Source organism: Actinoplanes sp. NPDC051475 (assembly GCF_040689425.1).
Taxonomy (GTDB): Bacteria; Actinomycetota; Actinomycetes; order Mycobacteriales; family Micromonosporaceae; genus Actinoplanes.
In genome coordinates this window covers 25,646-52,068 of record NZ_JBFAZZ010000026.1, presented here as the reverse complement: position 1 = coordinate 52,068, position 26,423 = coordinate 25,646, and the positions used below count along the sequence as shown (strand labels likewise).

Annotated in this window: 23 protein-coding genes and 1 pseudogene; 14 read left to right on the top strand and 10 right to left on the bottom strand. The window is 70.7% G+C overall.

What is annotated here, in order from left to right; genetic code table 11:
* Nucleotides 1-82: 82 nt before the first annotated feature.
* The gene (locus AB0368_RS35605; protein ID WP_366158443.1) at nucleotides 83-1,621 is read right to left on the bottom strand and encodes a YifB family Mg chelatase-like AAA ATPase; all 1,539 of its coding nucleotides are present in this window, start codon (nucleotides 1,619-1,621) and stop codon (nucleotides 83-85) included.
* Nucleotides 1,622-1,981 (bottom strand): YraN family protein, encoded by a 360-nt coding sequence (locus AB0368_RS35600; protein ID WP_366158442.1) that lies wholly within the window; start codon nucleotides 1,979-1,981, stop codon nucleotides 1,622-1,624.
* 246 nt (nucleotides 1,982-2,227) lie between these two features.
* Between AB0368_RS35600 and AB0368_RS35595 the strand changes: the two genes are divergently transcribed.
* The 8 genes from AB0368_RS35595 to AB0368_RS35560 all read left to right on the top strand — a co-directional run bounded on the left by AB0368_RS35595 (nucleotide 2,228) and on the right by AB0368_RS35560 (nucleotide 9,923).
* Nucleotides 2,228-2,815, top strand: coding sequence for a hypothetical protein (locus AB0368_RS35595; RefSeq protein WP_366158441.1), 588 nt, complete (start codon nucleotides 2,228-2,230; stop codon nucleotides 2,813-2,815).
* A 281-nt stretch (nucleotides 2,816-3,096) separates the two neighbouring features.
* Nucleotides 3,097-4,071, top strand: coding sequence for a 30S ribosomal protein S2 (gene rpsB / locus AB0368_RS35590; RefSeq protein WP_366158440.1), 975 nt, complete (start codon nucleotides 3,097-3,099; stop codon nucleotides 4,069-4,071).
* Nucleotides 4,072-4,149: 78 nt separating this feature from the next.
* The gene (gene tsf, locus AB0368_RS35585; RefSeq protein ID WP_366158439.1) at nucleotides 4,150-4,980 is read left to right on the top strand and encodes a translation elongation factor Ts; all 831 of its coding nucleotides are present in this window, start codon (nucleotides 4,150-4,152) and stop codon (nucleotides 4,978-4,980) included.
* 101 nt (nucleotides 4,981-5,081) lie between these two features.
* Nucleotides 5,082-5,837, top strand: coding sequence for a UMP kinase (pyrH, locus tag AB0368_RS35580; RefSeq protein WP_245908129.1), 756 nt, complete (start codon nucleotides 5,082-5,084; stop codon nucleotides 5,835-5,837).
* A 56-nt stretch (nucleotides 5,838-5,893) separates the two neighbouring features.
* Entirely contained in the window at nucleotides 5,894-6,451 is a 558-nt protein-coding gene (gene frr, locus AB0368_RS35575; protein WP_366158438.1) for a ribosome recycling factor, read from the top strand.
* On the top strand, nucleotides 6,451-7,629 hold the full coding sequence (locus AB0368_RS35570; RefSeq protein ID WP_366158437.1) for a phosphatidate cytidylyltransferase: 1,179 nt from the start codon (nucleotides 6,451-6,453) through the stop codon (nucleotides 7,627-7,629). Before frr ends, AB0368_RS35570 begins: the two co-directional genes overlap by 1 nt.
* Before the next feature lie 34 nt (nucleotides 7,630-7,663).
* Nucleotides 7,664-8,842: a 23S rRNA (adenine(2503)-C(2))-methyltransferase RlmN gene (gene rlmN / locus AB0368_RS35565; protein ID WP_366158436.1), complete on the top strand. Its 1,179-nt coding sequence runs from the start codon at nucleotides 7,664-7,666 to the stop codon at nucleotides 8,840-8,842.
* Nucleotides 8,843-8,882: 40 nt separating this feature from the next.
* Nucleotides 8,883-9,923 (top strand): DivIVA domain-containing protein, encoded by a 1,041-nt coding sequence (locus AB0368_RS35560; protein ID WP_366158435.1) that lies wholly within the window; start codon nucleotides 8,883-8,885, stop codon nucleotides 9,921-9,923.
* 46 nt (nucleotides 9,924-9,969) lie between these two features.
* Here the strand turns inward: AB0368_RS35560 and AB0368_RS35555 are convergent, their stop codons facing one another.
* Nucleotides 9,970-10,197, bottom strand: coding sequence for a DUF2631 domain-containing protein (locus tag AB0368_RS35555; protein ID WP_366158434.1), 228 nt, complete (start codon nucleotides 10,195-10,197; stop codon nucleotides 9,970-9,972).
* Nucleotides 10,198-10,331: 134 nt separating this feature from the next.
* On the opposite strand from AB0368_RS35555, the gene AB0368_RS35550 reads away from it, so the two are divergent.
* Nucleotides 10,332-11,891, top strand: a complete 1,560-nt coding sequence (locus AB0368_RS35550; protein WP_366158433.1) for a Rieske 2Fe-2S domain-containing protein — start codon at nucleotides 10,332-10,334, stop codon at nucleotides 11,889-11,891.
* Here AB0368_RS35550 and AB0368_RS35545 read toward each other — a convergent pair.
* The 5 genes from AB0368_RS35545 to AB0368_RS35525 all read right to left on the bottom strand — a co-directional run bounded on the left by AB0368_RS35545 (nucleotide 11,873) and on the right by AB0368_RS35525 (nucleotide 18,337).
* On the bottom strand, nucleotides 11,873-12,553 hold the full coding sequence (locus AB0368_RS35545) for a response regulator (protein WP_366158432.1): 681 nt from the start codon (nucleotides 12,551-12,553) through the stop codon (nucleotides 11,873-11,875). The genes AB0368_RS35550 and AB0368_RS35545 overlap by 19 nt on opposite strands.
* 5 nt (nucleotides 12,554-12,558) lie before the next feature.
* Entirely contained in the window at nucleotides 12,559-13,884 is a 1,326-nt protein-coding gene (locus tag AB0368_RS35540) for an ATP-binding protein (RefSeq protein WP_366158431.1), read from the bottom strand.
* A gap of 50 nt (nucleotides 13,885-13,934) precedes the next feature.
* Nucleotides 13,935-15,899, bottom strand: a complete 1,965-nt coding sequence (locus tag AB0368_RS35535) for an APC family permease (protein ID WP_366158430.1) — start codon at nucleotides 15,897-15,899, stop codon at nucleotides 13,935-13,937.
* A gap of 84 nt (nucleotides 15,900-15,983) precedes the next feature.
* The gene (locus AB0368_RS35530) at nucleotides 15,984-17,618 is read right to left on the bottom strand and encodes an NAD(P)/FAD-dependent oxidoreductase (protein WP_366158429.1); all 1,635 of its coding nucleotides are present in this window, start codon (nucleotides 17,616-17,618) and stop codon (nucleotides 15,984-15,986) included.
* A gap of 11 nt (nucleotides 17,619-17,629) precedes the next feature.
* Entirely contained in the window at nucleotides 17,630-18,337 is a 708-nt protein-coding gene (locus AB0368_RS35525; RefSeq protein WP_366158472.1) for a TetR/AcrR family transcriptional regulator, read from the bottom strand.
* A 129-nt stretch (nucleotides 18,338-18,466) separates the two neighbouring features.
* Here AB0368_RS35525 and AB0368_RS35520 point away from each other — a divergent pair.
* Nucleotides 18,467-20,458, top strand: a pseudogene (locus AB0368_RS35520) (MMPL family transporter); the annotation flags it as partial.
* Here AB0368_RS35520 and AB0368_RS35515 read toward each other — a convergent pair.
* Nucleotides 20,457-21,413 (bottom strand): YhjD/YihY/BrkB family envelope integrity protein, encoded by a 957-nt coding sequence (locus tag AB0368_RS35515; protein WP_366158428.1) that lies wholly within the window; start codon nucleotides 21,411-21,413, stop codon nucleotides 20,457-20,459. The pseudogene AB0368_RS35520 and the gene AB0368_RS35515 sit on opposite strands and share 2 nt — an antisense overlap.
* A gap of 103 nt (nucleotides 21,414-21,516) precedes the next feature.
* Between AB0368_RS35515 and AB0368_RS35510 the strand changes: the two genes are divergently transcribed.
* Genes AB0368_RS35510 through ispG form a run of 4 tightly spaced genes read left to right on the top strand, consistent with a single transcriptional unit; the run spans nucleotide 21,517 to nucleotide 25,778 of the window.
* The gene (locus AB0368_RS35510; RefSeq protein WP_366158427.1) at nucleotides 21,517-22,107 is read left to right on the top strand and encodes a Uma2 family endonuclease; all 591 of its coding nucleotides are present in this window, start codon (nucleotides 21,517-21,519) and stop codon (nucleotides 22,105-22,107) included.
* 29 nt (nucleotides 22,108-22,136) lie between these two features.
* A complete protein-coding gene (gene dxr, locus AB0368_RS35505) occupies nucleotides 22,137-23,348 on the top strand; it encodes a 1-deoxy-D-xylulose-5-phosphate reductoisomerase (RefSeq protein ID WP_366158426.1) in 1,212 nt (403 codons plus the stop codon).
* Nucleotides 23,348-24,598 (top strand): site-2 protease family protein, encoded by a 1,251-nt coding sequence (locus tag AB0368_RS35500; protein ID WP_366158425.1) that lies wholly within the window; start codon nucleotides 23,348-23,350, stop codon nucleotides 24,596-24,598. Before dxr ends, AB0368_RS35500 begins: the two co-directional genes overlap by 1 nt.
* Before the next feature lie 7 nt (nucleotides 24,599-24,605).
* Nucleotides 24,606-25,778, top strand: coding sequence for a flavodoxin-dependent (E)-4-hydroxy-3-methylbut-2-enyl-diphosphate synthase (gene ispG / locus AB0368_RS35495; RefSeq protein ID WP_366158424.1), 1,173 nt, complete (start codon nucleotides 24,606-24,608; stop codon nucleotides 25,776-25,778).
* A gap of 3 nt (nucleotides 25,779-25,781) precedes the next feature.
* On the opposite strand, the gene AB0368_RS35490 is transcribed toward ispG, so the two are convergent.
* Nucleotides 25,782-26,408, bottom strand: a complete 627-nt coding sequence (locus AB0368_RS35490) for a hypothetical protein (protein WP_366158423.1) — start codon at nucleotides 26,406-26,408, stop codon at nucleotides 25,782-25,784.
* Between the last annotated feature and the right edge of the window lie 15 nt (nucleotides 26,409-26,423).

Genomic DNA, 26,423 nt, shown 5'->3' with positions numbered 1-26,423 from the left:
TGCGGTGGGCGGCCGGCTCCGGCGCAGGATGCCGACGGTTCGCTCGGGTACGCCGGAGAGGTGCCGGCGGTGGAGCGGGCGATCAGTGTTCGGTTTTTCGAGCATGCGCGTCTCCCATCCTCAGTTGCGCGGCCTCGTCCACGTGGGAGCCGCTCGGTCTTTGCCGCCCGTCCAGGTCGGCGATGGTCCACGCCAGCCGGAGGATCCGGTCGAATCCGCGAGCCGACAGCGAACCTCGGTCCAAACCTGTTCGCAGGGCGGCGGTCGCCTTCGGCGGCAGGCGCCACGGCGCCCTCCTCAGGTGCGGCCCCGGTACGTCCGCGTTGACCAGCCACCCCTCGGCTGCCCAACGGGCCGTGGCCGCGGCTCTGGCCTTGGCGACCCGTCGGGCAACAACTGCGGAGGGTTCAGCCGCCATCGCTGTCGTCATCAGCTGGGCGGCGCGGATCGGCGGCAGGGTGATCTGGATGTCGATCCGGTCGAGTAGTGGCCCTGAGATCCTGCTCAGGTAGCGGCGCCGCACCAGGGCGGTGCATTGGCAGAACTGTTCTCCGCCGGGATTGGCGCAGGGGCAGGGATTAGCGGCGAGGACGAGCTGGACGCGGGCCGGGTATTCGGTGTTGCCGCGTGCTCGCGCCAGCACGACGCGACCGCTCTCGAGTGGTTGGCGCAGCGCCTGCAGGGTGCCGTTGGCGAATTCCGGCGCCTCGTCGAGGAAGAGGACGCCGCGGTGGGCGAGGGAGATCGCGCCGGGCCGTGCAAGACCTGAACCGCCGCCGACCAGGGCGGCGAGGCTGGCGCTGTGGTGCGGCGCCTGGAATGGGGGACGCCGGACCAGCCTTCCGTCGGGCGGGAGCACTCCGGCTATCGACTGGAGCGCGGTCACTTCCACCGCAGAGGTGTCGTCCAGCTCAGGGAGAATCGACGGTAGTCGCTCGGCGAGCATCGTCTTGCCTGCGCCTGGCGGACCGAGCATGCAGAGGTGGTGTCCGCCTGCCGCGGCGACCTCGATCGCGTACCGGCCGAAGTCCTGTCCGGCGATGTCGGCCAGATCCGGGCCGCGGGGTTCCGTGGCAGGGATCGGTGGAGGCGGCGCAAGGAGGTCGTGTCCGCCGCGGACGAACGACACGAGCCGGCGCAGGGAGTCCATGGCCTCGATCGCCATCCCTGGGATCATGGTGGCCTCGCGGGCGTTCTCGAAGGGCACGATGACTCGCTCGAGGCCGGCGGCTGCGGCCGCGGCGACCATCGGGAGGATGCCCCGCACCGGGCGGACCGTCCCGTCCAGGCCGAGCTCGCCGAGGACCACCACTCCCTCCAAGGGCTCGAGTGGTAGCTCTCCCGCTCCTGCGAGCAAGGCGCAAGCGATGGCCACGTCGAACGCGCTGCCTTGTTTCGGCAAGGTGGCCGGCAACAGGTTCACCGTGATGCGGCGGTTGGGCCAGCGTTGACCGGAGTTGACGACGGCAGCTCGGACGCGATCTCGCGCCTCGTTGAGGGCCGCATCCGGAAGACCGGTGAGGACGACGGCCGGTAACCCCATCGAAAGGTCGGCCTCAACCTCCACCACGTGACCGGCCATGCCGACGAGGCCGACGCAGAGGATTCGGGCGTAGCTCATTCAGAAGGCCGCGCGGAGGTGTTCGACCTGGGCCGGGCCTTTCGGTTGTGGTGTCACCGCCACCACGTCGAAGCGGACCTCCCGCGGCCGCAGCGTGCTCTGTGCCAGCCATCGCGCCGCCAGTCTGCGCAATCGCTGGACCTTCGTGCGGCTGATCGCCTCCGCCGGTGTCCCGTACGTCTCGCTGCGGCGGGTCTTCACCTCGCAGAAGACCACGTCGTCGCCGTCGCGGAGGATCAGGTCGATCTCGCCGTCGCCGCAGCGCCAGTTGCGGGCCAGGGTTATCAGGCCCTGGTCGCTCAGGTGGCGTTCGGCGAGGCGTTCGCCGTACGCGCCGACCGCTTGTCTCTGGTTCGTCATGGGGCCACCCTGGCCCGGATCTCGGCGGCGGGGGTGGGCGGTTGTGGACGGAGGGCAACTGTGGATAACCGTTCGGTGATCACTGAGAGGTGATAAGGGCTCTGCGGTGGCATCCCGCGTCCGCGTCACCTACGGTGCGAAATCGTGGACGGACATCGCCGGTACGCCGAAGAGCCGGAGCCGAGCTGGTACACGGGGCAGCGCGCCTCCGCCGATCCGGGCTCTTACACAGCTCAGGGTCCGGCCGTGAACCCTTACGACTCGGGGGTGTACGAGCGCCCCAGTGGTGCGTTCCGGCTTCCGGAGCAGCGCCCCGCAGATCCTTACGCGGCTCCTGCGGGGTACTCGTCGCCCGATCCGGTGACGACCTCGGGTGGTCACTCGGTGTCGCCGACCGATTCCGGTTCGCTACGCATCCCGGTGCGCGGCCCGGAGTACCCCACGGTCCGGCCGACCGGTGGCCCCGATCCCGCCCCGACTGTCTCCACCGTGACGACCGCCACCACGTACGGGGGGACGCCCACGAGCCCCAAGCCGGCTCCTTTCGGCGCCCGGCGTCCGGTTTTCGCCGTGGCCTTCGCGGTCGGTACTGCCGTCCTGCTCGTCCCCGCCGTCCTGTTGCTGATCCAGGCTGCCTTCATCGAGGACCCGGCCGCCCGGGGCGTGGTGCCGGCCGTCCTGCTGATCCTCGGGCTGCCGCTCACCGGCTTGGGGCTCTACACACTCTCCGGGGAAGGGCGTGTGACCGGCCTCGAGGCCTGGTTGCGCCCGCCTTTGGCGTACCTTCCGGTGGGTTTGATCCTGCTTCTCGCCGCGGGCCTGGGCGTCGCCTGACGGCGACGGACCGTCCGGGACCCGCCCGGAAGCGGGCCTTCGGACGCACGGCGTATGCTGGTCGACGGCGACCGCCTCGTGCGGTCGACCTCGCGCGCCCTCTGCAACGTGCATGGTTGATCTAGATGCTGTGTCGATCAGTGCTGGTTTGATCATGAGCCGTCAGCGACGGCCCTCCCTGGTCCCGATGTTCTTCGGGTCCATCCCGGGCCGGCGACCGGGCGCCAGGACGCCCACCGCCGGTGAGCGTGACAACCAGGGAAAACAGGGAGCAATTCACCATGGCCGTCGTGACCATGCGTCAGCTGCTGGAGAGCGGTGTCCACTTCGGGCACCAGACCCGGCGCTGGAACCCGAAGATGAAGCGCTTCATCTTCACCGAGCGCAACGGTATCTACATCATCGACCTGCGCCAGACCCTCGAGTACATCGAGAAGGCCTACGCATACGTGCGGGACACCGTCGCCGAGGGTGGCCACATCCTCTTCGTCGGCACCAAGAAGCAGGCCCAGGAGGCGATCGCCGAGCAGGCGACCCGCGTGGGCCAGCCGTACGTCAACCACCGCTGGCTGGGCGGCATGCTCACCAACTTCCAGACGGTGTACAAGCGTCTGCAGCGCATGAAGGAGCTCGAGGCTCTGGGTGACCTGACCGGCACCGCCGCGGGTTACACCAAGAAGGAGACCCTTCAGCTCTTCCGTGAGAAGACCAAGCTCACCAAGACCCTCGGTGGTCTGCGGGACATGACGAAGGTGCCGTCGGCGATCTGGGTCGTCGACACCAAGAAGGAGCACATCGCCGTCGACGAGGCCCGCAAGCTGGGCATCCCGGTCATCGCGGTGCTCGACACCAACTGTGACCCGGACGAGGTCGACTTCCCGATCCCGGGCAACGACGACGCGATCCGCTCCGCCGAGCTGCTGACCAGGGTCGTCGCGACCGCCGTCGCCGACGGCCTGATCGCCCGCTCCGGCCGGGGCCGGGGCGCCGTCGACGAGAAGCCCGAGGCCACCACCGTCGCCGCCGGCGAGCCGCTGCCCGAGTGGGAGCGCGACCTCTACGAGGGTGCCGAGAAGAAGGCCGCGGACGCCGAGCCTGCCGCTGCCGCCGCTGCGCCGGCTGCCGCTGCCGAGCCCGCCGCTGCTGAGCCGGCCGCTGCCGCCGCTGCGCCGGCTGCCGCTGCCGAGCCGGCCGCTGCTGAGCCGGCCGCCGCCGAGCCGATCGCCGCCGAGCCGATCGCGACCGCCGCGGAGTAATCCCTCAGGAGCCGGCCGCCGGAGACGGTGGCCGGCACCTGCAGTCCCGAGACCTTCCCGAGGATCGAAGAGAGAGTCATGGCCAACTACACCGCCGCGGACGTGAAGAAGCTCCGCGACCTCACCGGCGCCGGCATGATGGACTGCAAGAAGGCGCTCGACGAGTCGGACGGTGACTTCGACAAGGCCGTCGAGTTCCTGCGCATCAAGGGTGCCAAGGACGTCGGCAAGCGCGCCGGCCGGACGGCCGCGAACGGCATCGTCAGCCACTTCGGCACCGCGCTGCTCGAGCTCAACTGCGAGACCGACTTCGTCGCCAAGACCGCCGACTTCGTCGAGCTGGGTCAGACGCTGGTCGAGCACGGCTCCAAGACCAAGGCGGCCGACGCCGCCGCGCTGCTCGGCTCCAAGCTCGAGGACGGCCGCGCCGTCACCGACGTGATCCAGGACTTCTCCGCCAAGATCGGCGAGAAGATCGTGCTCAACCGCTTCGTCGAGCTCGACGGCACCGTCGCGGTCTACCTGCACCGCAAGGCTCAGGACCTGCCGCCGCAGGTGGGCGTCCTGGTGCAGTACACCGGCAAGGACGACGAGGCCGGCGTCGACGACGCCCGCGCGGTCGGCATGCAGATCGCCGCGATGCGGCCGAAGTTCCTCACCCGCGACGAGGTCCCGGCCGAGACGGTCGAGAACGAGCGCCGCATCGCCGAGGAGACCGCGCGCGAGGAGGGCAAGCCCGAGCAGGCGCTGCCCAAGATCGTCGAGGGCCGGGTGAACTCCTTCTTCAAGGACTTCGTCCTGCTCGAGCAGCCGTCGGTCACCGACAACAAGAAGACGGTCAAGCAGGTCGCCACCGACGCCGGCATCGAGGTCACGCGCTTCGTCCGGTTCGAGGTCGGCCAGGAGTAATCCAAGCCGAGGGGGAGGTCGGGACGCGAAGCAAGCGCCCGGCCTCCCCGTCACATAAGGTCTCGGGTTAGCGAAGGAAGGGCGGGGTCGGCATGACGATGGTGACCGAGCAGACTGTCGCGGTGGGCGAGGTTCCGGTGCCGCGGCCCGAACGGCCCCGGCGGGTCGTCCTCAAGCTCTCCGGCGAGGTCTTCGGCGGCGGCGCGGTGGGCGTCGACCCCGACGTCGTGCAGGGCATCGCCCGGCAGATCGCCACAGTGACCCGCCGCGGTGTGCAGATCGCCGTCGTCGTCGGCGGCGGCAACTTCTTCCGCGGTGCCGAGCTGCAGAAGCGCGGCATGGACCGCAACCGCGCCGACTACATGGGCATGCTCGGCACGGTCATGAACTGCCTGGCGCTGCAGGACTTCCTCGAGAAGGAGGGCATCGAGACGCGGGTGCAGACCGCGATCACGATGGCCCAGGTCGCCGAGCCGTACATCCCGCTGCGGGCGATCCGGCACCTCGAGAAGGGCCGCGTCGTCATCTTCGGCGCCGGCGCCGGCATGCCGTACTTCTCCACGGACACGGTCACGGCGCAGCGCGCCCTGGAGATCCACGCCGATCTGGTGCTGATGAGCAAGAACGGTGTCGACGGCGTCTACACCGCGGATCCCCGTACCGATCCGGGTGCCCGCAAGATCGAGCACATCACCTTCGCGGGCGTGCTCCAGCAGGGTCTTCGGGTGGCCGACCAGGCCGCTTTCAGCCTCTGCGAGGAGAACGGCCTGCCCATGCTCGTCTTCGGGGCCCAGGGTGACGACACCATCGTCCGAGCCGTCAGCGGCGAGAAGATCGGTACCTTGATCACCACGTGATCCCGCGCCACGACCACCATCGGAAAGTCCAGTAGAAGCAAGGAGGCGACGGAGCGGTGATCGACGAGATCCTCTTCGAGGCCGAAGAGAAGATGGAGAGCGCGGTCGAGCACGCCAAGGAGGAGTTCGCCGCGATCCGTACGGGTCGTGCTACGCCGGCGATGTTCTCCAAGATTGTTGTCGACTACTACGGCGCGCCCACCCCGGTGACCCAGATGGCGTCCGTCGGGGTGCCCGAGCCGCGCATGGTGATCGTCAAGCCGTACGACCAGACGCAGCTCGGCCCGATCGAGCGCGCGATCCGCGACTCTGACCTCGGGGTGAACCCCAACAACGAGGGCACCCAGCTGCGCATCCACCTGCCGCAGATGACCGAGGAGCGGCGCCGCGAGATGACCAAGGTTGCTCGGCACAAGGCCGAGGAGAGCCGCGTGGCGATCCGCAACGTGCGCCGTAAGGCCAAGGAGCAGCTCGACCGTCTCGTCAAGGACGGCGACGCCGGCGAGGACGAGGTCCGCCGCGCGGAGAAGGAGCTGGACGACCTCACGCACCGCTACGTCGGGGTCGTGGACGAACTGGTCAAGCACAAGGAAACCGAGCTGCTCGAGGTCTGATGTCGTCGTACCCCGAGCCCCGCGGCGGGCACTCCGGCAGCCGGGCGTCTGATCCCTCCGACGCCCCGGCGCCGTTTGCCGGACAACCGGCGCCCACCGAGGGGCTTGCGGGCGGCGGCCCCGGCGCCCCGGCGCCGCGGACGGGAGCGATCTGGGAGACGCAGCCCCCGGCCCCCTCGTGGACCATCGACCCGGCAGCGCCGCCGGTCGGTGCGGGCGCCGCGGCGGAGCCGCCCTGGGCGGCCCCCACCGCCGCCACCTCGACCTCACAGGCGGAGTGGGAGTTGACCACAGCGGAAGTGGCCCGGCGCGGGCCGGGCAAGCGCCGCGCGGGACGGGACGGCAAGCCGGTGCCGCCGAAGCAGAAGGGCCGTGCCGGGCGCAACCTGCCCGCGGCGATCGGCGTCGGCACCGGCCTGGTGCTCGCCGTGCTGCTTTCCATGATCGTCTGGAAGCCGGCCTTCCTCGGCGTCATCGCGCTCGCCGCCGGCGTCGGCATCTGGGAGATGGTGCGCGCCCTCAAGGTCACCGGGGCCCGGCCCCCGCTGGTCCCGCTGATCGGCGGCGGCCTGCTGATGACCGGCCTGGCCTGGTACGAGGGCCCGGACGCGCTCCAGCTCGGCCTGGTCGCGACCCTGCTCGCGGCGCTGGTCTGGCGCTTCAGCGAGCACAAGGCCGGCTTCCGCCGGGATCTCGCCGCGGCCGCGCTGATCACCGTGTACGTGCCCTTCCTGCTCAGCTTCGGCGTGCTGCTCGTCAAGCCGGACGACGGCGCCGAGCGGGTGCTGTGTGCGCTGCTCGCGGTGGTGCTCTCCGACACCGGCGGGTACGCGGCCGGCGTCTTCTTCGGCAAGCACCCGATGGCGCCGGCCATCAGCCCCAAGAAGTCCTGGGAGGGCTTCGCCGGTTCGCTCACCGCGGCCGCCGTGGGCAGCTCGCTGCTGCTGTACTTCCTCCTCGACATCTCGTTCGGCTGGGGGCTGCTCTTCGGCGCAGTGATCTCGGTCGCCGCAGTCGTCGGCGACCTGGCCGAGTCGATGCTCAAGCGCGACATCGGGATCAAGGACATGAGCAACCTGCTGCCCGGCCACGGCGGCCTCATGGACCGGCTCGACTCGATCCTCTTCGCCGTCCCCGCGGCGTATCTGCTGCTCTCCCTCATCGCGCCGCCGGGGTAGGCATGCGTACGCGACGTGGGAGACTGGATAAGCCATGACGATTCTTCCGGTCATCCCGACCAGCCCCGATACCCCCGACGCGGTTCCCACGCGCCGCCGCCCTGCCATGCCGCCGCGCCACCTCGCCGACCTGGACCTGGCCGGGCGCCGAGCCGCCGTGACCGACCTGGGCGAGCCCGCTTTCCGCGCCAAGCAGCTCTCCACGCACTACTTCGGCCGGCTCGTGCGCGACCCCGAGGCCATGACCGACCTGCCGGCCGCCACCCGCGCCCGGCTCGCCGAGGACCTGCTGCCCACCCTGCTGACCCCGCAGCGGGAGTTGGCCTGCGACGACGGCGCGACCCGCAAGACGCTGTGGAAGCTGCACGACGGCGCGCTGGTCGAGAGCGTGCTCATGGGCTACCCCGACCGGGTCACCGCCTGCGTGTCCAGCCAGGCGGGCTGTGGCATGGCGTGCCCGTTCTGCGCCACCGGCCAGGCGGGGCTCACCCGCAACCTGTCCGTGGCCGAGATCGTCGACCAGGTCGTGTATCTCGCGGGCGTCGCCGCCTCGGGCGCGGTGACCGGCTCTCCGCCGCGGCTGTCCCGGGTCGTATTCATGGGCATGGGTGAGCCGATGGCCAACTACCCCCGGGTGATCGAGGCCGTACGGCGCCTCACCGCCCCGGCGCCGGAGGGCCTTGGGCTGTCACAACGGCACATCACCGTCTCCACCGTGGGCCTCGTGCCCGCAATGCGGCGGTTGATCGCCGAAGAGCTGTCCGTGACCCTTGCGCTGTCCCTGCACGCCCCTGATGATGATCTGCGCGATGAGCTAGTGCCCGTCAACCAGCGCTGGAAGGTGGCCGAGGTGCTCGATGCCGCCTTCGGCTACGCGGCGCAGACCGGTCGTCGGATCTCCATCGAATACGCCCTGATCAGGGACGTAAACGATCAGCCCTGGCGTGCCGACCTGCTTGGCAGGCTGCTGCACGGCAAGCTGGCGCATGTGAACTTGATCCCGCTCAACCCCACGCCGGGCAGCAAGTGGGACGCCAGCCCCAAGCCGGTCGAGCGCGAGTTCGTCCGCCGGCTGCGGGAGGCCGGCGTCGCGACCACGGTCCGCGACACCCGGGGCCGGGAGATCGACGGTGCGTGCGGCCAGCTGGCCGCAAGTGAGCTGACGGTGGAGGACGCCGGGGGCGTCCCCACCGACGCGGAGGTGGCACGATGACTGGGCCTGGTTCCCAGCAGACGCGAATTTGGGAGACGTTGTGACGAGTCAGGGGCAGCGTTTCCGCCGTCGCGCACTGCGCCGCGGCTACAAGGTCGACGAGGTCGACGCCTTCCTGGACCGGGTGGAGGCCACCCTCGCCGGCGAGTCGGTCGGTGCGCCCGTGGGCGCCCAGGAGGTGCACGACGTCGTCTTCCGGGTGCGTTTCGGCGGCTATGACGAGTGGCAGGTCGACCTGCACCTCGACCGGGTGGAGCGGCAGCTGGCCGAGTTCGAGGACCGCGGCGGCGGCCGGGGTCCCGAGGCGCGGCTGCAGCCCGAGCCGATGCGGGGCGGCGCCATGCCCCCCGACCGGATGAGCCAGGGTGCCGGCCGGGCCGCCCCGCCGACCGAGCGGCTGCAGGCCCCGGTCCGCGACGACCGCCAGTTCGCCCGCGACGACCAGTACGCCCGCGACGACCAGTACGCCCGCGACGACCAGTACGCCCGGGACCCGTACGCGGAAGACCGCATGCAGCCGCAGCAGATGCCGCAGCGGCAGATGCCCGGCCCGGACCCGTACGGTCGCTACGAGGAGCCCGGCTACGGCGGCCAGCAGCCCCCGCAGCGCCCTCCGACCCCGCAGGGCTACGACACGGGCGGCTATGAGCAGTTCGAGCCCGGCCGGCACGGCAAGGCCGACATGACCGCCGAGATCCGCATGCCGGAGCGCGACCGGGGCGGCTTCGGCGGCCCGGCCCCGATGAGCGGCCCGCCCATGAGCGGCCCCCCGATGAGCGGTCCGCCGATGGGTGGCCCCCCGATGGGCGGCGGTGCCGGCGGCGGCAACCCCGAGCTCTACCGCGTGGACCAGCTGCGCCGCACCTTCCAGCCCCGCCGTTTCGGCAGTGGCTACGACCCGGTCCAGGTCGACCGCCTCTTCGAGAGCATCCTGCAGGCCATGACCGGCCGGGGCCCGATGCCGGTGCCCGAGAACGAGCTCGACACGCTGCAGTTCGGGCTGGTTCCGGGAGGCTACTTCGAGGCGGAGGTCGACGCTGCGCTGCGCGAGGTCAAGGACATCCTGCTGCGGCGTCGCTGACGCACGGGAACGGCCCGCTTCCTCGAGGGAGCGGGCCGTCGTCGTCTTACTGGTCGTTCGCCTTGAGGCCGTTGCGGCGCAGGACCACGTCGGCCAGGACGATGCCGACCAGCAGCAGCGCCATGCCGGCGAGCCAGACGTTCTCGGTGTTGCCCTCGTGGTTGCCCCACATGTAGAGCAGCATGATCGCGGCCGATCCCAGCGCGCCGATCCGGGCCCACTTGCGGTTGCCCGGCTTGAGCTGGTCAGGCGCGTAAACCGGCTCTTCTGCCACGACTCGGTCCTCCTCGAGGAAGCGGTGCGAACGTCATCGTCAGTCTCGCACGGAGCCTCCGCGCGCGGCTCACCAACCCGTACCCGGTACCTTCGATGCCGTCGGATCGTCCTAGGAGCCGAGGGAGTGACACGGTGCGGATCACGGGCACTGGGCATGCCAGCATGCGGATCGACACGGGCGCGGGCAGCATCCTGTGCGATCCGTGGGTCAACCCGGCGTACTTCGCGTCGTGGTTCCCGTTCCCGGACAACTCGCAGCTCGACTGGGAGACGCTGGGCGACGTCGACTACCTCTACGTCTCACACTTGCACCGTGACCACTTCGACGCCGAGCACCTCAAGAGCTTCATCAGCAAGAAGGCCACGGTGCTCCTCCCGGAGTACCCGACCAGCCAGCTCGAGGACGAGCTGCGCGAGCTGGGCTTCACCAGCTTCTTCAAGACCAAGAGCAACGAGGTGCACGAGCTCGACGGCGGCCTGAGGATCATGATCCAGGCGCTGATCAGCCCCACCGACGGGCCGATCGGCGACTCCTCGCTCTGGGTCGAGCACGAGGGTGTCCGCGTGCTGAACCAGAACGACGCCCGCCCCACGGATCTCTCGACCTTCGCCGAGCTGGGCCACGTACACGCGCACATGCTCCAGTTCTCCGGCGCGATCTGGTACCCGATGGTCTACGAGCTGCCCCAGGCGGCCAAGACCGCGTTCGGCAAGCAGAAGCGCGACCGGCAGTTCGACCGCACCTGGCGCTACATCGACGACCTGAAGGCCGACCACGTCTTCCCGATCGCCGGCCCGCCGTGCTTCCTCGACGACGAGCTGTGGCAGTTCAACGACATCTTCGGCGACGAGGGCAACATCTTCCCCGACCAGTCGGTCTTCATGACCGAGTACGCGAAGGTCGGCGGCACCAACGCCGTCGTCCTGCTGCCCGGCAGCGCGTCCGAGCTCACCACGGAGAGCATCGAGACCACCCACCCCACCGACGTCGACGAGTTCTTCGCCAACAAGAAGGCCCACCTCGAGGAGATGCGCGAGCGCAAGGCGCCGATCATCGCCGCCGAGAAGGCGTCCTGGCGGCACCCCGAGATCGACGTGCTCGGGGAGCTCAAGAAGCGCATCGAGCCGCTGCTCGAGGAGTCGATCTACCTGGCCAAGGGCGTCGGCGGCCCGGTCCGCTTCGACCTGGTCAGCTACGACGGCGACGCCATCGAGTCGATCGTGGTGGACTTCCCCGGCAAGCAGGTCCGCTCGTACGCCGACGAGAAGGTCCGATACCGCTTCCGCACCCAGCGCGAACTGGTCGAACACCTCATCTTCATCGACGAGGGCGACTGGGTGAACTCCCTCTTCCTCTCCTGCCGCTTCACCGCGGCCCGGATCGGCCAGTACAACGAGTTCGTCTACGCGTTCTTCAAGTGCCTCAGCGAGGAGCGCCTGCAGTACGCCGAGGGCTGGTACGACGAGCACGAGAAGTCGGTGGAGGCCGAGGACACCCAGCTCGGCGACTGGACGGTCCAGCGCCGCTGCCCGCACCTCAAGGCCGACCTGAGCCGCTTCGGCATCGTCGAGGGCAACGTCCTCACCTGCCAGCTGCACGGCTGGAAGTTCGACCTGCCGAGCGGAAGGTGCCTCACCAGCGTGGGCCACAAGATCCGGGCAGAGAAGACAGATCAGGGCGTGAACCGGTAGCCGAGTCCCGGCTCGGTCACGACGTAGCGCGGCCGGGCCGGATCGGGCTCGATCTTGCGGCGCAGGTTGGCGAAGTGCACCCGCAGGTAGTTGGTCTCGTTCCCGTACGCCGGCCCCCACACCTCGCGGAGGAGCCGGCGGTGGTCGATCACCTTGCCCGGGTTGCGCGCGAGGATCTCGAGCAGGTGCCATTCGGTCGGGGTGAGGCGTACCTCGCCGGCCGCCGTGGTGAGCCGCTTGGCGGCCAGGTCGATCGTGAACGCCGCGGTGGTGATGGTGGCGTCGCCGCTGTCCGGTGCGGGCGCCGCCCGGCGGAGAGCGGCCCGGATGCGGGCGAGCAGTTCGTCCATGCCGAACGGCTTGGTGACGTAGTCGTCGGCTCCGGCGTCCAGCGCGGCCACCTTGGCGGCCTCGGCGTCGCGTGCCGACAGCACGATCACCGGCAGGCCGGTCCAGCCGCGGAGTCCCTGGACCACGGTGACGCCGTCCAGGTCGGGGAGCCCCAGGTCGATGACGGCCAGGTCGGGCGGGGTCCGGGCGGCCGCGGTGAGCGCCCCGGTGCCGTCGGCCGCGGTGACGACCACGTACCCGCGAGCGGTGAGGTTGATCCGCAGGGCACGCAGGAGCTGGGCGTCGTCGTCGACGAGCAGGATGCGGGCCACGCCGGTCACCCTCGCACATCCGCCACGGGCAGGGTGATGGTCATCGTCAGCCCCCCGCCCGGGGTGTCCGAGGGGGTGAGCGTGCCGCCCTGGGCCTCGGTGAACCCGCGCGCGATGGCCAGGCCCAGCCCGAGGCCGCCGCTGGTGTGGTCGTCGAGTCGCTGAAAGGGCGTGAAGACCCGCTCCCGGTCGGCGGGCGCGATGCCCGGCCCGTGGTCGATCACCCGCAGGTGCAGTTCCGCCTCGTCGAGGTGCCCCCGGACCTGCACCGGCCGGCCGGGTGGCCCGGCCGCGCACGCGTTGGCGATCAGGTTGGCCAGGACCCGTTCCAGCAACCCGCCGTCGGCAACGGCGAGCGGAAGGTCGTCGGGTACGTCGACCAGCACCTCCACGCCGCCGGTGTCGGAGTCGAGGACCGCGCGGGCGACCACGGCGTCCAGCGCGGTGGGCCGGGCGTCGACGGACAACACGCCGGCCTGGAGGCGGCTCAGCGACAGCAGGTTGCCGACCACGGCGGTGAGCCGGTCCGCCGACTCCTCGACCGTTGCCAGCAGCTCGGCCCGGTCCTCGGGGGAGAAGTCGACGTCGGGCTGGCGCAGGCTCGACACCGCGGCCTTGATCCCGGCGAGGGGGGTGCGCAGGTCGTGGCCCACGGCGCCGAGCAGGGCGGCCCGGACCCGGTCGATGTGGGCGAGTTCCTCGGCACGGGCCGCCTTCCCGGCCAGCCGATGGGTCTCCAGCGTGCGCGCGGCGGCCGTGGCCAGCCGCGCGAGGGCACGGTGGTCCTCGGCGAACAGCTTCGGTCCCCACGTGAGCAGGCGCAGGCCGCCGCCGGCCGCGACCGACAGCACGGGTTCGCCCGACGGCGGCGGCCCGATCCGCTCGACCGTACGGTCGCCGTCAATCAGTGCGACGCTGCGCATCCGGTAGGTGTCCCGGACCTGCCGCAGCAGCGCGGCCAGCGAGTCGTCGACCGGCTCGCCGCCGGCCCGGGCCAGGAGCGCGGCCTCGGCCTCCCGGCGGATCGCGGCGGCGCGGTGCCGGGCGGCCAGGTCGACGGCGAGGCTGACCGAGGCGGCGACGCCGATGTAGACACCGAGGACGACGATGTTGTCCCCGGTCTCCACCACGAAGGTGTGGAACGGCGGCACGAAGAGGTAGTTGACGAGCAGGTCCGCGGCGACGACCGAGGCCGTCGCGGGAACCCAGCCACCGGTCGCCGCGGTGGCGACGACGGGCACGAGATAGATCAGCACTACGCTCGCCAGCGAGAGGTGCACCCGGGCGGGCACCAGGACGGCGGTCGTGAGGGTCAGCCCGGCGACGGCCACGCCGGCACCGACTGCGGTTCGCCGCCACCGGGGCGTCGGGCTCGCCCCGCTCACGTGTCGCGCTCTCCCGCGTGAACGCGTTCCCGAGGCTGTCGTCGCGAGCTGGAGTCCAACTGCCAGGGCACGCTCACCACCATGACACGCCGCTGGAACAGCAGCCGTGCCTTGAGCCGCAGGGCGCTCTGATTGTGCAGCAGCTGCTCCCACCACCGGCCGACCACGTACTCGGGGATGTAGACGACCACCAGATCCCTCGGTCCCTCGGCGCGCAACCGGTTGACGTAGTCGAGGATCGGGTCGGTGATCTCACGGTACGGGGAGTCGAGCACTGTCAGTGGCACCGGCAGCCGCCGGTCGGCCCACTGCTCCTCCAGCTTCTCGACCTCGTCGTGGCTGATGGCGACCGTGACGGCGGTGAGGGTGTCGGGGCGGGTGGCGCGGGCGTACGCGAGGGCCTGCAGGGTCGGGCGGTGCACACGGGACACCAGCACCACGGCGTGCACCCGCGACGGCATGACGACGCCGCCCGGCTCGGGTTCGAGCTCCGCGCCGACCCGGTCGTAGTGCGTCCGGACCGCGCGCATCAGGGCGTACAGCAGCGGTACGGCGACCACGACCAGATAGGCGCCGTGGGTGAACTTGGTGGCCAACACGATGACCAGGACCAGCCCGGTGAACGCGCAGCCCAGTGAGTTGATCGCCCGGGAGCGGTGCAGCCCGCGGCGGACGGCCGCATCCCGCTCGGTGACCAGCGCCCGGTTCCAGTGCCGGACCATTCCGGCCTGGCTGAGGGTGAAGGACGTGAACACGCCCAGGATGTACAGCTGGATGAGTTTGGTGACCGACCCCTCGTACGCCCAGATCAGCGCGCCGGCGACCAGCGCGAGCAGCACGATGCCGTTGGAGAACGCCAGCCGGTCGCCGCGGGTGTGCAGCTGCCGGGGCAGGTACCGGTCCTGCGCGAGGATCGCCCCCAGCAGCGGGAAGCCGTTGAAGGCCGTGTTGGCCGCCAGGATGAGGATCAGCGCGGTCGTCGCCAGGATGAAGAAGAACCCGGCGCTGCCGCCGCCGAACACCGCCGCCGCGAGCTGCGCGATGACGGTCCGCTGCGGCTCGGTCGTGCAGTCACCGGGGAAGCCGGCGAGATCGCAGGTGTTCCCGGCGACGCGGACGTGCGCGACCAGGGCGAGAGCGGTGATGCCGGCGAACATGGTGATCGCGATGAGGCCCATGGCCAGCATCGTTCGCGCGGCGTTGTCCGCCTTCGGCGGCCGGAACGCCGGCACCCCGTTGGAGATGGCCTCCACCCCGGTCAGCGCGGTGCAGCCGGACGCGAACGCCCGCAGGCTCAGCAGCGCCAGAGCCAGCCCGGTCAGCCCTGCGTGCTCGGGACGGATCGCCCAGCTCGCGGACTCGGCCACCGGCGCGTGCCCGGCCAGCGCCCGGCCCAGGCCCACGGTGATCAGCGTCAGCACGCCGGCGATGAACAGGTACGTCGGCCAGGCGAACGTCTTGCCCGACTCCCGTACGCCGCGCAGGTTCATCGCGGTCAGCACCACCACGAAGAAGATGTTGATGGACACCCGGTGCGGGTTCAGCGCGGGCGCCGCGGAGATGATGTTGTCGACGCCGGCGGCCACCGACACCGCCACGGTCATGATGTAGTCCACCAGCAGGGCGGCCGCCACGACCAGCCCGGCGGAGCGGCCGAGGTTGCGCGAGGCGACCTCGTAGGACCCGCCGCCGCTGGGGTAGGCGCGCACCACCTGCCGGTACGAGGCGACGACGACCGCCAGCAGCACCACGACGGCCAGCGCGACCCAGGGCGCAAGGAACAGGTACGTCAGCCCGCCCAGCGCCAGCACCAGCAGGATCTCCTGGGTCGCGTACGCCACCGAGGACAGCGGGTCGGACGCGAAGATCGGCAGGGCCAGCTTCTTCGGCAGCAGCGTCTCGCCCAGCCGGTCGCTGCGCAACGGGCGACCCACCACCAGGCGCTTCAGGAAACTCAGCACGCCGCCAGTCAAGCCTCGCCCAGGGCTCGCCGGCGATGGCCTTGGCGCGTTCTTGACGCCGGCCCGCGGGACCTTGTCGCCGCCTTAGCGGCCCAGGTCCGCCAGGATGCGCTTGGCGGCGTTGTGGCCGGCGGCGCCGATCACGCTGCCGGCCGGGTGGGCGCCCGCCGAGCCGGCGTAGAGGCCGTCCAGGCCGGTGAAGTACGGCATGCGCTCGTCGAAGGCGACCGTGTTGTCGACGTGGTGGATGTGGCCGCCGGTGATGCCGAAGTGCCGCTCGATGCCCTGCGGCGTCAGCGGCATCATGTCCGCCACCAGCGAGGACGTACCCGGCGCGTAGCGGTCGCAGATCTCCAGCAGCCGGGTGACGTAGCCGGGCAGCGCCTCGTCCCAGGTCGTGCCGTCGAGCTCGTACGGGACCGACTGCACGAACAGCGCCGACGAGTGGTGTCCGGCCTCGTCCTGCAACGACTTGTCGACCGTGGTGTGCAGGTACCACTCGATGGTCGGCTCCGCGGGGAGGCGTCCGGCCTGCACGTCCGCCCACATCGCCCGTAGCGCGGCCATGGGGGAGTCGGACTCGGCCAGGCCTGCCATGACGATGTTGCCTCGGTTTTCCGCCGCGGTAAGGCTCAGCCCCGCCGAGCCGGGCAGGAGGTGGATCGTCGAGCCGAACGGCGACGCGGCGTCCTCCGGCAGGCAGGTGAAGCGCGGCAGGCCTGACAGCGCGAGGTTCAGCTTCATCGTCGTGCCGGTGCGCTTGACCGCCGCCATCCGCGCGGTGAGGGCCTCCGGCAGCGCGCCCTCGGGCACCAGGGACATGAGCTGGTAGGGGTCGCACGAGCCCAGCACGACCCGCGCCGAGATGGTCCGGCCGTCGGCGAGGGCCACGCCGGTCGCCGCCCCGTGGGAGACGGTCACGGCGCTCACCGGCGTACCGGTGAAGATCTGGGCTCCTGCGGACCGCGCAGCGGACGCGAAGGTCCGGGAGACCGTTCCCATGCCGCCCGCCGCGACCATCCACGTGCCGTCCGCGCCGGGCAGGCGGCACATGTTGTGGACCAGGAAGTTGTGGCCGGTGCCCGGGTCGTCGGGGCCGGCGTTGAGCCCGGAGAGGCCGTCGGTCACCGCGTACATGCTCATCAGCAGTTCGCTCTTGAAGCCGAAGCGCTGGAGGTAGTCGGCGACGGAGCCGCGTACCAGATCGATGAAGGTGCTTTGGAGCTGCGGCCGGATGTGGCGGTCGGCGATCTCCTCGACGGACGCCGGCTCTTGCAGCCACGCGGGCGCGAGGTCGGCGCGCAGCGCGGCGATCTCGACCTGCAGAGCCTCGTCCGCGGCGATGTCGCGGGGCGAGAAGAACTGCTCCATCTGGGCGCGGGTGGCGTCGCGGTCGCTGCCGAAAAGCAGGTACGGAGAGCCGGGACCGCCCGGCGTGGGCAGGAAGTAGTGCGGGTCGCGGCGCAGCACGGGGATGTCGACGTCGAGCGTCGCCAGCAGCTCCGGCGGCATGAGGCCCAGCAGATACGACCCCGTGGACTGGCCGAGGCCGGGCACCTTGCCGAACGGGTGCTCGGTGCGGGTGGCGCCGCCCAGGACGTCGGCAGCCTCGAGCACGACGACGTCGAGGCCGGCGCGGGCCAGCAGCACGGCGGAGACCAGGCCGTTGTGGCCCGATCCGATGATCACGACGTCGGCACGTCCCGGCAGAGCGCTCATGGCCGCCGAGCTTAGCGCGCCAACTGGCGGACGGTCCGGGCCAATTCCGCTTCGAAGAGCGGCTCGACGTCGGTGACCGCCCAGGCCAGGTGGCCGAAGACCTCCATGGCCACGAGCCCGTACAGCCGGGTCCAGGCCGCGAGGAACAGGGCGACGACCGGCAGGGGGAAGCGCTCGCCGAAGGTCTCCAGGTACGGCCGGAGGAGCTCGCGCAGGGCCGGGTCGGGCAGATCGTCGGGCTCGTCGCCGAACGGATGCCGCGCGAAGTGCTCGCCCAGGACCGCGAAGAAGGTCTCGCCGAAGCGCGCCCCGGCGTCGTTGACCGGCCCCGGCGCGCAGTGCTCCGCGAACTGCGTGACCCCCGGAACCGGGCTGCCGAACATCAGGGCGAACTCGGCGGGGTGGTCGAGCGCCCACCGCCGGAATCCGCGTGCCATGTGCCCGACGCGGGTAAGAGGTTCCTCGTCGGCGTATTCCGCGGCGACGTCCTCGACGGTGATGCGAAGGTCCTCGAAGAGGTCGGTGACGATCGCCAGGACCAGGGCGTCGAGGCCGGGGAAGTAGCGGTACAGCGCCGGCGCGGTCATGCCCACGTCCCGGGCGATGGCCCGCAGTGACACGGCCGGGGGGCCGCCGGCGACCAGCAGGCGCCGGGCGGCGTCCTTGATCTCGGTGACGGTCTCCGCGCGCAGCCGTTCCCGGCGGCTGGGCGTGGTCATCGTCACAGTCGCCTCCATCGGCCCGGGCGGAAATTGACGGGTGCTAACACCGTTTGCCAGAGTAAACGGCGTTCACTGATCTGCGATCGATCTGTGGCGACTCTAACGGCTGACCCGGGAGGCAGACGAATGTTCCGGTGGTGGGGCAGTGCGGTCGTACGGCTGCGCTGGTGGGTCGTCGCCGCCGCGCTGGCGCTGGTCGTGGCGGGCGCCACCTGGGGAGCCGGGGTCTTCGGCGCGCTGACCGGCGGCGGCTACGACGACCCGGACAGCGAGTCCAACCGCGCCGCCGCCGGCATCGCGCAGCAGCTCGGCACGCGCGACCCGGACCTGGTGGTGCTGTGGTCCAGCGGCACCGCGACGGTCGACGACGACGCCTTCCGGCAAGCAGTGTCCGCAGCCGTGGCCCGCATCCGCGCGCAGGCCGACGTCGAGCAGGTGGCGAGCTACGCCGACCCGCAGGCGCCGCCCACGCTGGTCAGCACCGACAAGCACGCCACGTACGCCGCCGTCTACCTGAGGGCGGGCGACGAGGACGGGAAGCTGGCGGCGTACCACCGCATCGAGCCCGGCTTCGCCGCCCCCGGGCTGCGTACCGAGGTCGGCGGCCTGGTCGCCTTCACCGACCAGGCCAACAGTCAGACCGAGAAGGACATCACCCGGGCGGAGATCTTCTCCCTGCCGGTGCTCTTCGTGCTGCTCGTGCTGATCTTCCGTGGCCTGATCGCCGCGCTCTCCCCGCTGCTCATCGGCGGCATCGCGATCCTCGGGGCGTTCCTCGCCGTCCGGGCGCTGACCTACGTCACCGACATCTCGGTCTTCGCGATCAACGTCATCACCCTGCTCGGGCTCGGCATGGCCGTCGACTACTCGCTCTTCGTGGTCAGCCGCTTCCGCGAGGAGCTGGCGCACGGCCATGACGTGCCGGCCGCCATCCGGACCACGGTCGCGACGGCCGGGCGTACCGTCATGGTCTCGGGCCTGACCATCGTCCTCGCGCTCTCCAGCCTGCTGATCTTCCCGCAGCCGTTCCTCGGCGGCCTGGCGATCGGCGGCATGGCCGCCGTGCTGGTCGCGATGCTGGCCGCCCTCACCGTGCTCCCCGCGGCGCTGTCCCTGCTCGGCCACCGCATCGACAAGCTGCGCATCCCGTTCCCGTCGCGCAAGCGCGCCGGTGCCGGCGGGGGATGGGCCAAGGTCGCGCACAGCGTCATGAAACGCCCCATCCTGTACGTCGTGGGCGTGCTCGCGGTCCTCGTCGCCTTCGCGGCGCCCTTCCTGCGCGTGGAGTTCGGCGGCTTCGACGAGCGCGTGCTGCCCCCGGGATCCGCGGCCCGGGTCGTCGGCGAGCGGCTGGACCGCGAGTTCCCGGGCGGCGGGGAGGACCCGATCACCGTGCTGATCACCGGTCCGGCCACCGGACTGCCCGAGCGCATCGCCGCGCTGCCGGACGTCACCGGAGCCACCGTGACGGCGTCGAAGGGCGGCTCCTCGCTCATCACCGTGACCTACCCGCCCACGCTCTCCAGCGCCGACGCGCGGCGGATCGTCGCAGGCATCCGCGACCTGCCCCCGCCCGCCGGTGCCGAGGTGCTCGTCGGTGGCCGCCCGGCCATCGACTTGGACCTGCTGGAGAGCCTGGCCGCCCGGCTGCCGTGGATGGCGTTGATCATGACGGTGGCCACCTTCGTGCTGCTGTTCCTGGCGTTCGGCTCGGTGCTGCTGCCGATCAAGGCGGTGCTCATGAACGTGGTCTCGATCGGCGCGTCCTTCGGCGTGGTCGTCTGGATCTTCCAGGACGGCCACCTCGAGAACCTGCTGCGCTTCGAGTCCACCGGCTTCATCGAACCCAGCAACATGATCCTGGTGCTGGCCGTGCTCTTCGGGCTGGCGACCGACTACGAGGTGTTCCTGCTCTCCCGGGTCCGCGAGGAATGGGACGCCCGCGGCGACAACACGGCCGCGGTCGCCACCGGCCTCCAGCACACCGGCGGCATCATCACGGCCGCCGCGCTGCTGCTGATCACCGTGGTGGCGGGCTTCGCCACCGGCGGCGTGACCGTCATCAAGACCATCGGCACCGGCATGATCGTGGCGATCCTCGTGGACGCGACACTGGTCAGAGCGCTGCTGGTCCCGGCGACGATGCGGCTGCTGGGCCGGTGGAACTGGTGGGCGCCGGGGATCCTGGGCCGCTTCTACGCCCGCTTCGGCATCCATGAGACGCCGCCGGCCCCGGCTCCGGCCGCGGAGGAACCTCAGACCGTGCACGTCTAGCGCGCTGGTACGCGCTGGCGCTCTGAGTGGCGGCGAAACCGGCCAGCAGGATCACGTGGAAGAGGTACAGCCACAGACCCACCGCCACCACCCCGCCGATCTCGGTGAAGCCGCCGAACGGCACGCCCAGGTCCAACGGCAGGGAGCAGAAGAGCACGAACCCGTGCAGGAAGCCGGAGAGGTTGGCGGCGGTGAACGAGCCGACCAGCACCGTCGAGAGCCACTCCGGGCGGCCGGGCGCCACCCCGCGGTAGACCCAGACCACCACCGGGGTGAGCACCAGCCAGGCGGCCAGGAAGGACAGGACCACGCCGGCGACCGCGTACCAGCCGCCGCGGACCCAGAGCCCGCTCGTGACCGGCAGGGCCATGAAGAGCGCCAGCAACAGCGCGGGCGACGCCGCGAGAAGGGGCAGCCAGAGCACGCGGCCGCGCCAGCCCACCAGTGACTCACCCGGCTCCCGCAGGCTCACGAAGGCGCGGCGCAGGCCCTCGCCGTAGAGGGTGGCGGGGAGCAGGCTCGCGAGGGCGAGGACCGGGGTGAGGTGGAGGCCGGCGTCGATCAGCCGGGAGAGGGCGTGCGGGGCACCGATCGCATCCGGCAGGGCGGCGATGGCCTGACCGGTCAGTCGGCGTACCCGGCCGGGCCCGGCGACCAGCCCGGTGATCCAGACGGCGAGCAGCGCGACGGGCACGACGGCGATTCCGGCGTAGAAGGTGACCGCGGCGGCGTGCAGGGCAAGATCCTGCCCCCGAAGCAGGCGGAACGGTACGGCCAGCCGCCGGCGCAGGTTTCGCATGCCCCCCGGATACCCACACCAGCCACTTGTCCACAGGCGGGGTTGAACAGCATGGCGGCAGTAGGCTGACTCCGACACGATGCCCCGCGAGGAGGTGAGTCCCATGGCCCTTCCCGACCGCGAACCGTCGTTCGAGAATCTCGGCACCCTCGACCAGCCGTGGACCGCCCAACTGGCCCTCGACCTGCTGCCGGAGAGCAACGGCCCCAAGGTCGAAGTCTTCCGCGGGAGTGTGATCGTGACGCCACATGCCGGTTTCGACCATCAGGCAGCCGAGAGGCAGCTGGCGTTCCTGCTCCATCAGGCGGCTCGGAAAGCCGGCATGTGGGCCTATCCCGAGGTGAATATCGTGTCGGGCGACGACCTGTTCATCCCGGACTTCGTCGTGCTGCGCAAGTCCGGTGGCGGCAAGACCGTCATGCCGATCAGTGAAGCCGCGCTCATAGGCGAGATCGTCTCCCGGGGAAATCGGCGTAAGGACATCATCGATCGCCCCCGGGAGTACGCCGCGGCCGGTGTGCCGTTCTTCCTCCGGGTCGACTTCCGGAACCGCATCCCCTCACTGATCCTTCACGAACTCGTCGACGGCGAATACCTCCCGGTTGTCGCAGCGGCGGCCGGGGCGACGTTCGAGATGCGCGAGCCGTTCCGGTTCTCCGTCGATCCGGCCGACCTGCTCGACGAGGAAGGCTGAGCGCCAGCGGCGTGCGGGCGTCCGGGAAGATGGCTGTCATGCGTGAGCTCGTGCTGCTCGGTTCCACCGGGTCCATCGGTACCCAGGCCATCGACATCGTCCGCCGCAACCCGGACAAGTTCCGCGTGGTCGCGCTCGGGGCCGGTGGTGGCAACGTCGAGCTGCTCGCCGCCCAGGCGCTCGAGCTCGCGGTCGACGTCGTCGGGGTCGCCCGGTCGAGTGTCGTGCAGGATCTGCAGCTGGCGTTCTACGCCGAGGCGCAGAAGCGGGGCTGGGCCACCGGGGACTTCAAGCTGCCCAAGATCGTGGCGGGGCCGGATGCCATGACCGAGCTCGCGCAGTGGCCATGTGACGTGGTGCTCAACGGCGTGGTCGGCAGCCTCGGGCTCGCTCCGACGCTGGCGGCGCTGGGCTCCGGGCGTACCCTCGCGCTCGCCAACAAGGAGTCGCTCGTGGCCGGCGGCCCTCTGGTCAAGGCCGCGGTGACGCGGCCGGGCCAGATCCTTCCGGTCGACTCGGAGCATTCCGCGCTCGCCCAGTGCCTGCGGGGCGGCACCGGGCGGGAGGTACGGAGGCTGGTGCTGACCGCCAGCGGCGGCGCCTTCCGTGACCGGCGGCGCACCGAGTTGACGAACGTCACGCCCGAGGAGGCGCTGAAGCACCCGACGTGGGACATGGGGCCCGTGGTCACCATCAACTCCGCGACGATGGTGAACAAGGGGCTGGAGGTGATCGAGGCGCACGAGTTGTTCGGTGTGCCGTACGACGACATCGAGGTGATGGTGCACCCGCAGTCGGTGCTGCACTCGCTGGTCGAGTTCACCGACGGTTCCACGCTCGCGCAGGCCAGCCCGCCGGACATGCGCCTGCCGATCGCGCTCGCGCTGGCCTGGCCCGACCGGGTGCCGGACGCCGCCGCGGCGGTTGACTGGACCCTCGCGCACAACTGGGAGCTGCGGCCCCTGGACGACGAGGCGTTCCCCGCCGTCGAGCTCGCCAAGGAGGCCGGCCGGACGGGCCGCTGCCGTCCGGCGATCTTCAACGCCGCGAACGAGGAGTGTGTGGCCGCTTTCGTGTCCGGTCGGCTACCTTTTCTGGGCATCGTCGACACCCTGGCGGCGGTGCTCGCGGCGGCGCCCGATTTCGACGAACCGGGTACCGTCGAAGAGGTGCTTGCCGCGGAGACCTGGGCGCGGTCCCAGGCACAGCGGATGATCGCGACTGCGGCTGAAGGAGCCTGATGCTGTACTGGTTGGGGACGGCGGCCTTCGCGCTCGCGATCCTGATCTCGGTGAGCCTGCATGAGCTGGGCCACATGATCACGGCCAAGCGGTTCGGCATGAAGGTCACGAAGTACTTCGTCGGCTTCGGCCCGACGATCTTCTCGTTCAAACGCGGCGAGACCGAGTACGGCCTCAAGGCCATTCCGCTGGGCGGCTTCTGCAAGATCGTGGGGATGACGCCGCAGGACGACGACGTCGAGCCACAGGACGAGCACCGGGCGATGTGGCGTTTCCCGGTCTGGAAGCGCACCGTCGTCATGTCGGCCGGCTCGATTACCCACTTCCTGCTGGCGATCGTCGCCACCTGGTTCGCCGCGGTCTTCGTCGGTCTGCCGAACCCGGACGTGCCGAAGACCGCCGCCGAGGAGCGCGCCATCCCGGCGAAGATCTCGGTTGGCGAGTGCGTGCAGGTCGTGATCACCGACCAGCAGGGCTGCGCGCCGAACGACCCCAAGGCGCCCGCTGCCGTGGCCGGCCTCAAGTCCGGTGACCTCGTCACCAGCGTCGCCGGCCGGCCCATCGCCAACTACGGGCAGCTCACCGACGCGATCCGGTCCCTCCCGCCCGGCGAGGTCCCGTTCGGCTACACCCGCGACGGAGTGGCCGGCACCGCCACCGTCAAGCTCATCGCCGCCCAGCGCGCGCCGCTCGACAATCCCGACGGCGAGGTCAAGCAGGTCGCCGTCGCCGGTGTCGGACCCCAGCTGGACATGCCGGGCCTGGTCACGTACGGGCCGGTCGACGGCGTCGGCGCGAGCTTCGATTACGGCTGGATGCTGGTGAAGGCGTCCTTCACGGCGATGAAGCGGATCCCGGAGAAGATCCCCGCGCTCTGGAACTCGATCACCGGCGACGAGCGCGACCCGGACACCCCGATCAGCGTGGTCGGTGCCAGCCGGCTCGGCGGCGAGGCGATCGAGCGCGGCGTACCCGAGATCTTCCTCATGATTTTCATTTCGCTGAACGTCTTCATCGGCCTCTTCAACCTGCTCCCGTTGCTGCCGGTGGACGGCGGTCACATCGCGATCGCCTGGTACGAGCGCATCCGGTCGTGGATCTACGCTCGGCTGAAGAAGCCCGACCCCGGGCGCGTCGACTACTACAAGCTCATGCCGTTGACTTACGCCGTCATCCTGATCGGTGGCGCGTTCACGCTGCTGACGATCACCGCCGACGTCGTCAACCCGATCTCGATCTTCTCCAGGTGAGTGTGAAATGACCGCAGTCAGTCTCGGCATGCCCGCCGTACCCCCGCCGCCGCTGGCATCCCGGCGCCAGAGCCGGCAGATCAACGTCGGCGGCGTCCTGGTCGGCGGCGGCGCCCCGGTCAGCGTCCAGTCGATGACCACCACCCTCACCTCGGACGTCAACGCGACGCTGCAGCAGATCGCCGAGCTGACGGCCTCCGGCTGCCAGATCGTCCGGGTCGCGGTCCCGTCCCAGGACGACGTCGAGGCGCTGCCCGCGATCGCCAAGAAGTCGCAGATCCCGGTGATCGCCGACATCCACTTCCAGCCCAAGTACGTCTTCGCGGCGATCGACGCCGGCTGCGCGGCCGTCCGGGTCAACCCCGGCAACATCCGCCAGTTCGACGACAAGGTCAAGGAGATCGCGAAGGCGGCCGCCGCCGCGGGCACCCCGATCCGCATCGGCGTCAACGCGGGCTCGCTCGACAAGCGCCTGCTGGAGAAGTACGGCAAGGCGACCGCCGAGGCCCTCGTCGAGTCGGCGCTCTGGGAATGCTCGCTCTTCGAGGAGCACGGCTTCCGCGACATCAAGATCTCGGTCAAGCACAACGACCCGGTCGTCATGATCCGCGCGTACCGCCAGCTCGCCGAGCAGTGCGACTACCCGCTGCACCTCGGCGTCACCGAGGCGGGCCCGGCCTTCCAGGGCACGATCAAGAGCGCGGTCGCGTTCGGCGCGCTGCTCGCGGAGGGCATCGGCGACACGATCCGCGTCTCGCTCTCCGCCCCGCCGGTCGAGGAGATCAAGGTCGGCCAGGCCATCCTGGAATCCCTCGGCCTGCGCGAACGCGGCCTCGAGATCGTCTCCTGCCCCTCGTGCGGCCGCGCCCAGGTCGACGTCTACACCCTCGCCGAGCAGGTCACCGCGGCGCTGGAAGGCTTCCCGGTACCGCTGCGCGTCGCCGTCATGGGCTGCGTCGTGAACGGCCCCGGCGAGGCGCGCGAGGCCGACCTCGGCGTGGCGTCCGGCAACGGCAAGGGCCAGATCTTCGTCAAGGGCAAGGTCATCAAGACGGTCCCGGAAGCGGTGATCGTGGAGACGCTGGTCGAGGAGGCACTGCGCCTCGCCGAGGAGATGGGGGCGGAGCTGCCGGACGAGCTGCGGGAGCTGCTGCCCGGCCCGCAGGTGACGGTGCACTGAGCTCTATCCGTACCCCGGGCAGAGCTCCGCGGGAATCCTCTTGGTGATCCGCATGGTGTCGGGATCGAACTGAACCTCGACCACGCCCTCGTCGGTGACTATCCGGGCCCGGCCCGACTCCACCGACTGGATTCGCTCATACCGGGCGGCCTCGCTGTAGAGGCAGCCCGCGTACGCCGCCACGAAGCGGGCGCCGTCGCGGCGTTGGACGACGATGTCCCAGGCGTCGTCGATCACCGCCACCCAGTACAGGACGCGCACCTCGTAGCGGCCGTCGGCGGACACCGCCCGGTTGACCAGTTCTTCCTTCTCGAAGAGGAAAGAGCCCAGCGCAGCACCGGCGACACCGGCGCAGAGCACCGCGACGGTGGCCACAGCGACGAAGGCCCAGATCAGCGGCCGGTGCTCGGTGGGGATCAGCAGCCAGACCGCCACGGCCAGCAGGACACAGACCATGAGCCAGCTGACCGCCAGCGGCAGCGGGTGATCCTGCAGGAAGATCAGATTCCACGGGTTCCGGCTCACCGTCAGCAGCGCGACCGCCACCACCCCGGCAACGCCGACCGCCACCATCCGGCGCCGCGGAACAAGACCGGTGACGTGGGAGACGAGCCGCGACGGCTTCTGCACCCTGCCTCCGCTCCG